The sequence below is a fragment of the Dictyobacter kobayashii genome (assembly GCF_003967555.1).
Taxonomy (GTDB): domain Bacteria; phylum Chloroflexota; class Ktedonobacteria; order Ktedonobacterales; family Ktedonobacteraceae; genus Dictyobacter; species Dictyobacter kobayashii.
Window position 1 is genome coordinate 188861 of sequence record NZ_BIFS01000001.1, and the last position, 13821, is coordinate 202681.

Consider the following 13821-nt stretch of genomic DNA (forward strand, 5'->3'; position numbering starts at 1 on the left):
CAGAAGTTGATTTATCACTAATTCCGTTGTAGAGGTTATGCAAGGGTCCTCTAATATTGCCACGCTACCGCACATGCTCATTACTCATCACAATAACACTGTACACAGATAGCTGCTTAATTGGTACGGCGGATGACACGGCGTACTGACACTATAGTTTCTTCAATCTCATAGCCCTTGGGAAGTTTGGGCGATTTATGCTGTGGAAATACCAGATCTTTCATATCACCGAGTGCCGGTAAGGCTCGCTCAACTCCGCGTTTCGGCTGTAAACGTGCCAGAAGATTGCGGCGCAAAAGCTCTATCCCAAATCCAACGGCTACGGCTCCTACGCTTGCTGCGACATTGCGAGGCAACTGGGAATTATAGAGCACTGCAGGTAGATTGGCTTGTATGGGTATAATGCTGGTCGTCTTCTTTGTAAGATCAGCTCCACAGTTCTGACAATACAGATCATCCTCTGTATACCTGGCATGACAATTGGGACACTGCATAATCTTCTCCTCCATCGATACACGGTTCGCTAGTGTATATGTATATATATGTTTCTTTTATCATCAGCAACTGCGCCCCAATTGCCAGCAGAAACATAAATCCTCCACTCCTGGTATGTAAGAATAGAGAGATACAGCGCGCACCGGCCGAAATATATAGTAACGAATAAGAACGGAGAGTTTTCTCTTTATACCTGCATAGATTTTTTTGCAATACTATCACTACAATATACTTAAAACTTTTTGATTTCTTGTGGTGATAGATCCAACAAAGCCAGTATATAGAAACGAGATAAGCAATAAAGTTTACTCTCCTCTTTAAGGTACGTTTCCTCTGTTACATTAGCTACATTATACAACCTCGTAGCCTCTAAGTCCCGCAATCTAAATACGGTGGGAAAGATAGTACAATGAGTACTAGCAGGCTGACAAGCTAGCAATCTGTAACCTTCTTTTCTCTTCAATCGTGTTCCTCAATATACCTGTGTATATTTGCGATACCACATGCTACTTAAAAGCAATCGTCAACGCCGCTTGCAAGCGGCTAGCACCGCCACCACAAATCAGCAATTGTAGAGCAGTCATATGGAAGAAACATAGTGGACTGCCAGGTGGTTGCACTCTTTGCGCTTACTATCACTCTCATTATATATGAAAAAGGAGATACAAATGTCTCGATCTGAGCGTAGTAATATCTGGCGCGTTAAGCCTGTTGACCTTATGCTAAAGCAAGGCGGTGAAACTGAACACTCCCTCAAACGAACCCTGGGACTGTTCAGTATTACTGCCATGGGTATTGGAGCCATTGTTGGCACTGGTATCTTTGTTTTAACCGGGGTGGCTGCTGCTAAATATGCCGGCCCCGGCTTGATCCTGTCATTTATTGTTGCCGGTATCGCCAGCGGCTTAGCAGCCATATGCTATGCAGAATTTGCCAGTTCTGTCCCCATAGCTGGTAGCGCCTATACATATTCTTATGCGACCCTGGGCGAGTTGATCGCCTGGATCATTGGCTGGGATCTGGTACTGGAATATGCAGTGGGAGCGGCAGCGGTAAGTATTGGTTGGGCTGGCTATTTTACTGATATGCTAAAAACGCTATTCAATATCACCATTCCTCAATCCTTGACTGCTTCTCCTTTTTCTGGTGGCATCATTAATTTACCAGCCGTGATTATTATCTTACTTATCACGGCTTTATTGGTTATTGGTACCTCAGAGAGTAGTAGTTTCAATAATATAATGGTGGGCATCAAGCTTGCGGTTATCCTCGTTTTTATTGTCATCGGCGCCTTTCACCTCAATCCGGCCAACTGGCATCCATTTTTACCCTTTGGAGCCGGGGGCGTATTCCGAGGTGCAAGTATTATCTTCTTTGCCTACATTGGCTTCGACCAGATCTCCACTTCAGCGGAGGAGGCACGCAATCCTTCTAGAGATTTACCCCTGGGTATCATACTAAGTTTGACTATCTGCACAGCGCTATATATTCTGGTCACCGCTATGTTAACCGGTATGGTGTCATATACGAAACTTAATGTCGCCTCACCTGTGTCTCATGCATTGATCCTCATCGGTTTAAATACAGCTGGATCGATTATCTCCATTGGTGCCCTGTGCGGATTGACAACGGTCTTACTGGTTTTACTCTATGGCCAGAGCCGCATTTTCTTTTCGATGGCACGAGACGGCCTCTTGCCTTCGTTCTTTTCACGTATCCATCCTCGTTTCAAAACCCCTTACCTGTCCAGCATTTTGATTGGTGTCATTGTGGCTGCGGTAGCGGGATTGACTCCAATTGATATTGTGGCCGAGTTGACAAATATTGGCACGTTGACAGCATTTGTGCTCGTTTCGGCGGCCGTATTGATATTACGGCGTACACAACCTGATCTGCACCGTGGCTTCAGGGTTCCACTTGTACCATTAATTCCAATTCTCTCAATCATAGCTTCGTTAGTTTTGATTGTGAGCCTCCCGCTGATTACCATCTTGCGCTTTCTGATCTGGCTGGTGCTGGGGCTCATTGTCTACTTCATATACAGTCGTCACGCAAGTAAGTTAGAAAGAACAGCTGTCCAATAAATTACCCCATGATCTGGCGGTGCAGGAGAGTCAGTGAGGCTCTCCTGCCCGGCTGAGGTCGGTCTACTTTCTCAACCTGCTGCCCCCGCCTATCTCTCCCTATTCCTCGGTAGATAGAACTAGAAACTCTCTTCCCAACGGTTGCGTACCCATTATTAGAAGGGACCAATCTACATCGCAAGTCAAAGAAGGAGCTAGCATTTGGGTAATCAACGTGTCCTGCTGCTACAACATGTGCAGATCAATCCTCCGGGTCTGGTCGGAGAAGTATTGCGCCAGCATCAAGTACCTTATGATATCGTTCAGGTTGCGAGCGAGCATTTACCAGATCTTACACCCTACAATGCCATTGTTAGTTTTGGTGGCACACAACATGTTTACGAAGAGAATGAGAGCCGCTACCGTTATCTGCGAGAAGAAGAGTTGCTCCTGCGCCATGCTGTAGAACAACAAATACCAATTCTGGGTATCTGTTTGGGGAGCCAGATTCTAGCCCATGCCTTTGGTGGCAATGTTCATCCACAACCTCCGATAGAGATAGGCTTCTTGCGCGTCCACCTTTCTGAAAAGGGTCAACACGATCCGCTCTTCCAAGGCTTTCAGGACTATGAGCAGGCCTTCCAGTGGCATGAAGATATCTTTGATCCACCTCCAGGTGCAACTGTGCTGGCCAGTCATTCTTCAGGTAAACATCATGTATTTAAAATAGGGTTCCCATGCCTATGGTTTGCAACATCATGTTGAACTGACAGCTCAAATGCTTGAGCATTGGCTGACAGATCCTGGCTCACGCACTGAATTTATCGAAAATCGTGGTATCTACTCGTATGCAAAAATTTTAAATGAGCGCCCACAACTTTATCCGCTCTATCACGATCACTCTTGTCGACTCATCGAAAACTTTCTACGTTTGAGTACTCTGATTGAATAAAGCGAGCTTGAGAAACGCTCTTGCTGAGATGCTCTCATTATGTGACAGGACCATACATGCGTTCTTCATTGGAGAGTAGCGCCATCAGGAGATAGCATAAGAAACATAACATCATTACGATTCGTGATAGTGTCTGAAGTTATTTTCCCTCGGGTCAGAGAAAGTTTTTTGCACTTGATTAACCGAACACGTTTCTTATGGAGGTAGGCAGATGCTTCTTGCTGGCGATATTGGTGGTACAAAAACTCTCCTTGCTGCATATGCGTCTGAAACAAGTCCCAATAAACCTCTTGCGCAGAGACAATATCCCAGTACAGACTTTCCTAATCTGGAAGCCATTGTGTATCAATTTCGGGAGGAGGTACATCTTCCTATTCACCATGCCAGCTTCGCGGTGGCTGGCCCTATCATCAATGGCCATGTCAAGCTTACTAATTTGCCCTGGGAACTTGATGAGGAAGAACTCAAACAGACTACCGGTTTTACATCGGTTCGTTTGATGAATGATCTGGAGGCGATTGCTAATTCTATACCACATCTGCTTCCAACCAATATTAAGGTCGTTAATGTTGGCAAACCTGTTGCCAATGGCGCCAAAGCCATCCTCGCTCCAGGTACTGGCCTGGGCGAGGCATTTATTACCTGGGATGGGCGCGAATATAGAGCACATGCTTCTGAAGGTGGACATTCCTCGTTCTCCCCGGAAAATGAGGATGAGATAAAACTTCTTCAAGCGCTATGGAAACAGACCAAACATGTAAGCGCAGAAACAGTTTGTTCTGGCATCGGGATTCCAAATATTTATGACTACCTGAAGGACACTGGCTATGCATCGGAAACGCCAGCGGTAGTAGCTCAGTTTACTGGTGAGAGGCATACATATACACGCCATATACTCAATGCAGCACTAGATAAAGAGCAGCCCTGCGCACTTTCGATGAGGACGCTGGACATGTTTCTGCATATCCTTGGTAGTGAAGCAGGTAACCTGGTTCTGAAGCAACTGGCAACTGGTGGGCTTTATTTATCTGGCGGCATCGTTGAACACCTGCAGAACACACTGGGAGATGGACGTTTTTTGCAGTCTTTTATCAGTAAAGGTCGCTTTACCGAATTTCTGAAGGGTATACCCATTTACATCATTCTTGGTAGAGCTGCCTTACTTGGGGCTGCTGGCTATGGTTTGAAAATGTTCTATGCTCGTAGCTAAAAGCCAGGACTGGAGCGGGTTGGCGTTTACCAATCCATACTATTCTAATGAATTTTTCGCTGCGAGAAATTCACAAACGTGATATAGTATTTGTGGCAAACATATGCGATACACAACCAGCATACTGAATGCGAAAGGAGAACCATCGTCCACTGCTGACGATTTATCAAAACTGGTTCTCTACCTTCGTAGGAAGATATTTTCCTGCTCTGTTCGCATAAAAACCTGAGGTCTCTTTATGTGTGTCCTTATGGGGAAATGCGAGCGTGCACAATAAAGAAAGGAACGTCTTACAATGGAACTTGGAATGATTGGAATTGGCCGTATGGGCGCCAACATGGCACAAAGACTTGTGCGTGCTGGACATAAGGTCGTCGGTTATGCGCGTACAGCATCAACCGTTGAGCAGCGTGTTAAAGAAGGAGCCATTTCTAGCGGAGCAACATCGCTGGAAGATGTGGTAAACAAATTGAGCACCACACCTCGCATACTCTGGTTGATGGTGCCTGCTGCTTCTGTCGATGATACCATTGCTCAGTTGCTTCCTCATCTGTCACCAAATGATATCATCATAGATGGTGGCAATTCCAACTATCAGGACGACATCCGCCGGGCTAATGAGCTGAAAAAACATAATATTCACTATGTCGACTGCGGCACCAGCGGTGGCGTATGGGGACTGGAGCGTGGATATTGTGAGATGATCGGCGGCGAAGACGAGATCGTCAAATATCTGGATCCCATTTTCAAGGTATTGGCTCCTGGTATTGAAGCTGCTTCTCGCACCGAAGGCCGTGAGAATAAGGGCGGTACTGCCGAATATGGTTATCTGCATTGTGGACCACATGGTGCTGGTCACTTTGTGAAAATGGTTCACAATGGTATCGAGTATGGCATTATGGCTGCCTATGCTGAAGGCCTGAACATTTTGCATCATGCCAATATCGGTAAACGTGAGCATCAGGTCGATGCTGAGACAGCTCCAGTTCAGAGCCCTGAGCACTATCAGTATGATATGAATCTGCCTGAGATCACTGAGCTCTGGCGCCGTGGTAGCGTCATAAGCTCCTGGCTGCTGGATCTAACCGCACATGCGTTATTACAGAGCCCAGACCTCAGCAATTTCTCGGGCCGTGTGGCAGACTCCGGTGAGGGTCGTTGGACAGTGAAGGCTGCTATCGATGAGGGTGTCCCAGCTCATGTTCTGAGCGCCGCTCTTTACGATCGCTTTGAGTCCCGCAATGAGGCAGAGTTCGCCAATAAGATTCTGTCAGCCATGCGCTTTGAGTTTGGTGGCCATCACGAGCGCTAGAGCGTCGTTAGGGGCTACCATCGGTAGATGAGCATATCTTATGTCAGCTACTGTGCCTGCCCGGTCTCTTTCTGAAGCAGAACAAGAGGCCGGGCATCTGTATATTTAGCAGGGTGATGAGCAGTAAAGTTTTAACGCTCGCGGTTACTCCACAGTGTCTGTACGCTTTGCGCCAATTGGTCAGAGGCAGCATCAACATCTCTCTCGGTTGTCCAACGCCCTACAGTCAGGCGTAGTGCACCCAGCGCTCGTTCGCGCGAGAGCCCCATGGCTGTTAAGACGGTCGACGGCTCGGCCTTGCCTTCGTGACAGGCTGATCCGGTGGAACTGGCTATGCCCGGTGTCGCAGCAAGAACCTCTTCACCTATTACATTATCAATACTTATGTTCAAAGTATTAGGGAGGCGATCTGCAGGGTGACCATTCAGGTGTACCGCCTGCGGCAAGCGTTGCTCTAGTTTTTGCTGGAGTCGATCGCGCAGATGTTGCAGCCGTGCTTTACTTGCTGTCAGCTTTTCACGTGCCTGTACGGCCGCCGCGCCATCGCCACCATAAAGGCGATATTCTCGGTGCCAGCGCGCAAGCCTGTCTCTTGCCCACCCCCATAGAGTAAGGGCTCTAATTGCAGTCCTCTGCGCACGTACAAGGCTCCTATTCCTTTGGGAGCATAGAATTTATGTCCAGTGACCGTTAGAAAGTCGACCCCCAGATGCTGCACGTCTATCGGAACTTTCCCAACCACCTGTGAGGCATCTGTATGCAACAGCACTCTATGCCGGCGGGCGATATCGGCCAGTTCAGAAATTGGCTGCATGGTACCGGTCTCATTGTTGGCATACATGATGGAAATGAGTGTTGTTTGCTCCTCAATGGCCGCTTCCAATTCAGCTGGATTAATGCGCCCAAACTTATCTACTGGCAGGTAGGTTACGCGAAAACCATGGAGCCGAGTCAGTGCCTTGCATACATTGATAACCGCGGGGTGCTCTGTGACTTGCGTGATGATATGATTGCCATGAAAACGGTTTGCCAGCGCGGCACCTCGAATGGCCAGAGCGTTACTTTCCGATCCACAACTGGTAAAAATAATTTCTTCCGCGCTACAACCAAGTAACTGCGCAACTTGCTCGCGCGCCGTTGCCATCGCTATACGAGTAGGCTGTGCGTACGCATGGGTACTGGATGGATTTCCAAAGTAGGTGGAGAGGTACGGCAACATCGCATCCACGACTGCAGGATCTACGGGTGTCGTGGCGTTATAATCGAGATAAATTGGACCGTCCTTTAAACCTGGATGAGCCATGATTTTAATCCCTTCCAACTTAGCTACAACTATTAGTAGCATGCTTTTTATAGCATAGCGCACATGTATAGAGTACGCCGCAAGCAAACAAAAAGCTCCTACCATTGATGTAGGAGCTTCTCATGGTTGCGGTATGGATTTATTTTGCCAGTTCGGGAAATTTCGCAGCCAGGTCGCGGGCGTTGGGCTCAACCAGTACTGATCCATCGGGAAAGATAATGGTTGGAACCGTGCGAGCGCCGCCATTAACTTTCATGACATAGTCAGCAGCCTGCTCGTTTTCCTCGATATTAATATAATCATAGGCAATACCATGTGAGTCAAACCAACGCTTGGCAAAGCGGCAATCACCACACCAGGTAGTCGCATACATAGTAATCTTTTGTTCTGTTTGTGAAGTCTCTAAAGTAGATTCAGACATAGTGTTCTCCTTGATATGCACTGAGAGAGTTGGTATTGTTTCTGTTATCTCTAACATCTACCCGCGTACGCTTATTCCCAGCCAACAATGCAGCTACTATTTGTCAGAAACACGCTATCAGAAAACCAGCGGCACATGCTAATTTTGATTGTATTACATGGTGCATAAGATGTGCGGTAGACATTTTATGCACCATGTAATCTATTCAGCACTTACAGCCACGGGTTTATTGATACGCTCTAACATTTTATCGAGGAAGCGTTTTCCACCGGTTGCGATAAGAGAGGGGTTACGAGCAAGAATTCCCATCACCAGGCTGGCAGTAAAATCACCACGCAGGGCCTGAGCAGCCTGGGCCGGAGTAAGACGTTTTAAGAGATCCAGCGAACTATCCCATTGCGCATCGCTGTATGCCGCGATATGCTTGTTAATCATATAAGCGATATCCATATCGCGCGCAAAACGTGAGCGCCAGCGCTGATCAAAACGCCCCAGGTAGGCCGCCGAGGTGTCACCGGCTTTGATAGCTTCTGCCGCGGTTTCACCAGCCATTTGTCCAGAATAGATCGCGAAACGAATACCTTCACCTACCAGAGTAGAGCCATGCCCACCGGCATCTCCAGCCAGCAGTAAGCCATCGCGCGAGAAGCCAGGTACGGCTCCTTCAGAAGGGAAGAGGCCCGTGTGATATTCAAGGGGACTGGCACCTTTAAAGCGCTCAGCCAGTTGTGGAATATCGCGCATGATGCGATCCAGGTAAATTCGGGCATCCTCATCGTTATCAGGATGAATCACACCAACGCCCAGGCGCACACGTCCGTTGCCTCGTGGGAAAGCCCAGGCATAACCTTGTGGCGCGAAGGCACTCCCCATAATCAGAAACAACTCATCTTGAGGATAATTGGGGGCATAGAGGTCATATTCAGCCCCAAATCCATAGCGACGAAATGCTCCCCCATGTCCGCACGTACACCAATATGACGCGAAAAGCAGAGGCGTCAATTGTGACATCTGCATGCACTGTCATACGTTCGCTGACGTGGGTCTTGGCCGTTACACCTACAACACGCCCCTGTTCGAGAAGGGCCTGTTCAACCGTATGGCGAACCCGTAGTTCTGCGCCAGCGGCTACTGCGCGGGCAGCCAGGTGCTGGTATAAACCACGAATATCCACTACACAAGCTACTGCGGGATTGTACTGGAAAGAAACTTCACGATGTGGAGTTAAGAAATAAACAGTCTTGACAGGATGGTACAGGTGTTCAGGTATGCCGAGTGTCTGCATGTCCTTAACCCAGCTCCCGCCACTGGTATGAATAGGGTAACCAATTTCATTCTGACGCTCTAAGATCAGGGTGCGGACACCTCTTCTGGCAGCAGCTTCTGCAGCCGCTAAACCAGCCGGTCCACCGCCCACCACGAGCACATTATAATCGTCTGACATGGAAGTCCTTCTTTAGGAGAATGATGCATAAAGAGAACATCACCAATGATCACCAGCAAGCAATCAATAAAAGGATGGTTCTCACTCTAATCGTGGTTAGTATAGTCGAACTATAGCTGACTGTCTACTCTATCAGATAGGAGATGTACAATCTTTTAGCAAGAACCTATTTTATTCAATGGGCCTGGCAAGCGGATCTATTCCATCCCAGGTCCCGTAAGACGCTAAGGGCCGAAAACGCGCAAACATTTCCTCTTTATACCATTGTTCCTGGCGCGTTCGACGAATGACATCCATATGGGCTGCTGGTTTATAAGCAAATTGCTGCACAGCTGGTAAAGTAGACCAGATACTCAGCGTGGCTTGATAAAATAAGGGCGCCTCTCCAACTCCAACTGATTGTAGTAAGGATTTCTGCCGCAGGAGTTGTTCCGCGACAGCAGGCACGGCATGCAGAAAAGAGCTTACTTTTGTTGGGTGTATGGTCGCACGCGTGAGAATAAGCCAGGGTCCAGTTTGCGGCGGAGAGGCGGCTACGAACCCTTGCAATGGATCGCGCCCACCCCACTTGCCATGCCAGCTGACAGGCACCATGTGCACGGTCCAGGACTCTTCAGAGCGTTGATAGATGCGCTGCATAACCGTCGAAGTACTTTCAAAGCGCCGTAGATCATCCAGGGATCTCCAGACAGTGAATAGGGCATAGCGTTGCAGGTCCGCGTGGGGATCGAAGACGCGGCCTTGCCCTACGCCCAACAATCGCCAGAACAACAGACCAGGAGTGTGCGCCAAAGGCCAACGATCAAGCCCTAAATGGGCCAGCGCTCTTAAGCGCTGCTGGCGTGGATAACGCGTTAGCGTGAAGGCTACCACCGGATCATGATTGTCAATATTCATGTAATTTTTCTTTCCAAAAAAGGGTCGTTTTCATCTCTTATATTATGCCCTGAATCTAGCAATTAAGCGCCTTCAGAGCTATACAATTTTATTTGACTCAGGCTCTGAATTGTGCTATAATTAGAACAAGATTTCGAACGCACGCATTTAAATTTTATTCCTTCATAGTTCCTCGTATGTTCTCCGTTTTTGCTAGCCAGAAAAAGAATTCCCTCTTATAAGACATCGTCCTTTTAAAAAGGAGAGCAACGTATATGAGTATTATGCAAATTACCCAGACCATTCATATCATGCCAACGCTTTCGCTCAGATCCAGCAAGAATACTGCTCAGCTTACGTTGCCAGGTATGGAACAAGAGTCCAAACAACCTCCTAAGATTACGAATCGCCAGATTGCGGAGGTCTTATCCGAGATCGCGGATATGATTGCTGGCCAGGACGGCAATGCCTATCGTATCCAGGCATATCGCAATGCCGCTCGCGGAGTTTTAGACCTTGAGGAACCGGCTGCCGATATTCTTGCCCGTGGAGAAAACCTACCAATACCAGGACTTGGTACACGCTTGCGTGGGCGTATAACTGAATTAGTTGAGCTAGGTTCAATGACTATCACCAATGGCTTTCGTATGGAATCCCTCCCTTATGGGGTGCGAGCATTGATGGCCGTTGAGCATATTGGACCCTACACTGCCATTCGACTTAATCAAGAATTGGCAATCGACTCTGTTGAGAAGCTGTGGTGGGCAGCCAATCAACAACGTATCCGTCAGCTACCAGGCTTTGGCCCTCGTAGTGAGGCTCGCTTGAAAGCAGCTGCCGAGCAGCTGCTGCCAAAGAGCAAGCTGGCTAACCATAGCGCTCCCAGGGGAGCGGCATAACATAGATCAGTACCGATAAATACCTGAGGCGATACAGTGTGGAGATAGAAACACATCCAGTATCGCCTTCTTTGTACTTTTTCTACCAACTCTACAAAGTACCTTGGCCTTGCTCTACCAGCTTGATAAAGTGCTGCTCAAGCTCGTACGTGCGCGTTCCAGGCTTCCCATCACCAATCACCAGATCATTAATCTGTATGACAGGTGTAATCTCTTTCGAGGAAGAGGTAATAAATGCCTCGTCAATACTACCAAGCTCGTCAATGAGAATAGGACGCTCCTCAATGGTAAAGCGCCCACGCGCCAGCTCTAACACGACATTCCTGGTCACACCAATCAAGACCTCTTTTTGTGGCGTGACCAGGGTATCACCATGGAAGATAAAAAAGTTGCTCCTGGTACCTTCCAACACATGACGCTGCTCATTGACAAAAAGCGCATCACTCGCCTGCTGCTGGGCCGCCTCTTTTAAAGCTCGAATGGCTGAGACATAATTGGCTGTTTTGGCCTCCGGCATCATACGCGTCAGATTGGTCGTGATCAGTTTACAACCACGGGCAAATCTTTCCATGTCTCTTTCAGCCAGGGGCGTGACCATTACCGCCAGTCCGGAATCACCATAAGGCAGCACACCATCTTCACTGACGCCTCCCGTTACTAACAAGCGCACTGTCGCATGTTCATAAGGGTTGCGCTCAATGCTTTCCAGCACAATATCATGCAAAAAAGCAGCAGCAAAAGTAACGTCCAATTCAATTAACCGGGCCGAGCGATATAAACGCTGTAGGTGCTCATCCAGGTGAAACGGTCGGCGATGATAGGTCCTTAACGACTCAAAAACGCTATAACCACGCAGAACCGCCACATCATTAATTGAAATGCTCGCTTCATGTGGATGCACCCAATTGCCATTGATATACCACCATGCTTGCTCATCCATACATCCAACCCCTTTCTAATTGACGCGACAAAAACTTTTATCAGGCATCAGGCATTAAATATCTACACCAGCTCATACTCTGGATGTTGCTCATGTAACCAGCTCACGAACTCATTGGGGACCCCCATGGTTGACAGCCTGCTCTGGCGTATCAAGCTCCAATCGTCAAACAGATGTGTCTCCTTAATGCTCCTCAGGGTCACAGGTCGGTCAAATTGCCGCACAAAGGCCATATCTACCACCCAGCTTTTCTCATTATAAGCATCTGGCCGGGGCTCAGATGTTACACGCGCCAGGCCAACAATCGCCGCCTCTCCCATACTATGATAAATCAGGACGATGTCGCCCGGTTTCATCGCCTGTATAATACGTACCGCCTGGATATTGCGCACACCATCCCACACGGTCTCTTTCTCGCGCGCAAAGTGCTCAATCGAATAGGTTTCCGGGTCAGTTTTGGCTAAAAAATACGCCATCCAAATTCCTCACATTCATCCTCATATCTCTCTCATTGAGCCATGAGGGCATCGAAATTTATATAAATTCATCATATCAAACAAAAATACAGACGCATAGCTATTATGAAATAAATTCGAACAAATTGACGTCATTTTATATAACCTAAAAACACTCTGCTACGTATACAAGATGTAGTCAACAAAATGGCTACCTTACATAATATATTGCATGTGCATCGTAAAACGAACCAGGCGCCGGTTACTTCTACGAGGATGCATCTGTTTACCCATGCCCTAAGCATTACTGAAGATTCTATTGAAGCGTTACTATGTACGCATATAAGGAGAAACTTTACTATGACTCAGACAGATCCAAATCTCGAACAGAAAACAGGCTATGGAGTAGAAGAGTTACAGGTTGTTGGTGAGCAATTGCTGGCCAAGGTCAAAGAACTTGTGCATGAGGGTAATGTGCGACGCATCATTATCAAGCAGGATGGGCGCTCAATCATTGAGTTCCCACTGACCATTGGAGTAGCCAGTATCGCGATTGCGCCTGTATGGGCCGCTCTGGGCGTTCTGGGTGCTCTGCTCGGCCAATGCTCAATCGAAGTAGTACGCACTGATGCGCCTATCGCCGATACCACCACTGATCATAGCGTTGAAGAAGTAAAGCTTGACGGTGGCGCAACACTCTAATAGAAACATCAAGGAAATTCTATATTCAGCCAGTTAGAAGCCCTCCAGCAGGTATACAACCTGTTGGAGGGGCTTTATTCCATGCTCGAAAACAGCCAACAACATATCACAATAGTTATCATATAATGGCAAGACATAAATAGTTTGCTTGTAAGATGGAAAGGATATAGTAAAGTATGCCAGTGGCGACCCCGAACAACTACAACAATATGAATCTATCCCAGAACGCGTTGCGAAAGCTATTGAGGAACTTACAGAAGAACAACTACAACAGACCCCTATAGAGGGTGAGTGGAGCATCCATGAAGTACTTATTCATCTAGCCGATAGCGAGTCGGTTGGCTTCTGGAGGATACGCAAGACATTAGCAGAAAAGGATTCTATTCTGGCTGTTTATGATGAGGATATCTGGAGTAAAACGCTTTTTTATCGCGAGCAAGATTATCATCTGGCATTGAGGCTGTTTGCCGCTCTACGCACGTCCAGTGGTGCCCTGCTCGAACTGATTCCCCCCGAATCCTGGGAGTTGACCAGCGTGCACGCCGAGCGCGGTAGATTAAGCCTCTATGACATTTTTCAAACCTATGTTGAACATGGAGAAATTCATCTACAACAAATAGAGAAGCTCAAACAGGCGCTCCCCCAATAGCTTACATCTCTATTTTTGCTCTACTCTACATATGGCTATAAGACGTGTGGATAGGAGATATTCTCAGACCAGAATATCTCCTATCCACACCCGCTACTGG

The 13821-nt window shown here is 47.6% G+C and carries 16 protein-coding genes; 7 read left to right on the forward strand and 9 right to left on the reverse strand.

Annotated features, from left to right (window positions below; translation table 11 throughout):
* Positions 1-116: 116 nt before the first annotated feature.
* Entirely contained in the window at positions 117-494 is a 378-nt protein-coding gene (locus tag EL645_RS00795) for a zinc-ribbon domain-containing protein (protein ID WP_126548284.1), read from the reverse strand.
* Positions 495-1163: 669 nt separating this feature from the next.
* On the opposite strand from EL645_RS00795, the gene EL645_RS00800 reads away from it, so the two are divergent.
* From EL645_RS00800 to gnd, 4 genes are all read left to right on the forward strand, one after another.
* Positions 1164-2579: an amino acid permease gene (locus tag EL645_RS00800; RefSeq protein ID WP_126548285.1), complete on the forward strand. Its 1416-nt coding sequence runs from the start codon at positions 1164-1166 to the stop codon at positions 2577-2579.
* Between the two features lie 201 nt (positions 2580-2780).
* Positions 2781-3323: a type 1 glutamine amidotransferase gene (locus tag EL645_RS00805; protein WP_126548286.1), complete on the forward strand. Its 543-nt coding sequence runs from the start codon at positions 2781-2783 to the stop codon at positions 3321-3323.
* 398 nt (positions 3324-3721) lie between these two features.
* Positions 3722-4720: a glucokinase gene (gene glk / locus EL645_RS00810; protein WP_126548287.1), complete on the forward strand. Its 999-nt coding sequence runs from the start codon at positions 3722-3724 to the stop codon at positions 4718-4720.
* A 295-nt stretch (positions 4721-5015) separates the two neighbouring features.
* On the forward strand, positions 5016-6032 hold the full coding sequence (gene gnd, locus EL645_RS00815) for a phosphogluconate dehydrogenase (NAD(+)-dependent, decarboxylating) (protein WP_126548288.1): 1017 nt from the start codon (positions 5016-5018) through the stop codon (positions 6030-6032).
* A gap of 131 nt (positions 6033-6163) precedes the next feature.
* On the opposite strand, the gene EL645_RS40445 is transcribed toward gnd, so the two are convergent.
* The 6 genes from EL645_RS40445 to EL645_RS00840 all read right to left on the reverse strand — a co-directional run bounded on the left by EL645_RS40445 (position 6164) and on the right by EL645_RS00840 (position 10097).
* The gene (locus EL645_RS40445; RefSeq protein WP_218031652.1) at positions 6164-6478 is read right to left on the reverse strand and encodes a hypothetical protein; all 315 of its coding nucleotides are present in this window, start codon (positions 6476-6478) and stop codon (positions 6164-6166) included.
* A gap of 62 nt (positions 6479-6540) precedes the next feature.
* On the reverse strand, positions 6541-7335 hold the full coding sequence (locus EL645_RS00820) for a cysteine desulfurase family protein (protein WP_218031653.1): 795 nt from the start codon (positions 7333-7335) through the stop codon (positions 6541-6543).
* A gap of 139 nt (positions 7336-7474) precedes the next feature.
* Complete coding sequence (locus EL645_RS00825) at positions 7475-7756, reverse strand: mycoredoxin (protein ID WP_161977002.1); 282 nt, start codon at positions 7754-7756, stop codon at positions 7475-7477.
* Positions 7757-7957: 201 nt separating this feature from the next.
* Complete coding sequence (locus EL645_RS00830; protein ID WP_161977003.1) at positions 7958-8767, reverse strand: geranylgeranyl reductase family protein; 810 nt, start codon at positions 8765-8767, stop codon at positions 7958-7960.
* Positions 8679-9200, reverse strand: a complete 522-nt coding sequence (locus EL645_RS00835) for an NAD(P)/FAD-dependent oxidoreductase (RefSeq protein ID WP_126548291.1) — start codon at positions 9198-9200, stop codon at positions 8679-8681. The genes EL645_RS00830 and EL645_RS00835 overlap by 89 nt, the downstream gene beginning before the upstream one ends.
* Before the next feature lie 171 nt (positions 9201-9371).
* Positions 9372-10097, reverse strand: coding sequence for a hypothetical protein (locus tag EL645_RS00840; RefSeq protein WP_126548292.1), 726 nt, complete (start codon positions 10095-10097; stop codon positions 9372-9374).
* Positions 10098-10351: 254 nt separating this feature from the next.
* On the opposite strand from EL645_RS00840, the gene EL645_RS00845 reads away from it, so the two are divergent.
* Positions 10352-10975, forward strand: coding sequence for a helix-hairpin-helix domain-containing protein (locus tag EL645_RS00845; RefSeq protein WP_126548293.1), 624 nt, complete (start codon positions 10352-10354; stop codon positions 10973-10975).
* A 91-nt stretch (positions 10976-11066) separates the two neighbouring features.
* On the opposite strand, the gene EL645_RS00850 is transcribed toward EL645_RS00845, so the two are convergent.
* Both EL645_RS00850 and EL645_RS00855 read right to left on the reverse strand, forming a co-directional pair.
* Complete coding sequence (locus EL645_RS00850) at positions 11067-11915, reverse strand: aminotransferase class IV (RefSeq protein ID WP_126548294.1); 849 nt, start codon at positions 11913-11915, stop codon at positions 11067-11069.
* Positions 11916-11977: 62 nt separating this feature from the next.
* Positions 11978-12391, reverse strand: a complete 414-nt coding sequence (locus EL645_RS00855) for an EVE domain-containing protein (RefSeq protein ID WP_126548295.1) — start codon at positions 12389-12391, stop codon at positions 11978-11980.
* Positions 12392-12730: 339 nt separating this feature from the next.
* On the opposite strand from EL645_RS00855, the gene EL645_RS00860 reads away from it, so the two are divergent.
* Positions 12731-13072, forward strand: coding sequence for a DUF4342 domain-containing protein (locus tag EL645_RS00860; RefSeq protein ID WP_126548296.1), 342 nt, complete (start codon positions 12731-12733; stop codon positions 13070-13072).
* Between the two features lie 217 nt (positions 13073-13289).
* On the forward strand, positions 13290-13721 hold the full coding sequence (locus EL645_RS00865) for a DinB family protein (RefSeq protein WP_371865708.1): 432 nt from the start codon (positions 13290-13292) through the stop codon (positions 13719-13721).
* Positions 13722-13821 lie beyond the last annotated feature (100 nt).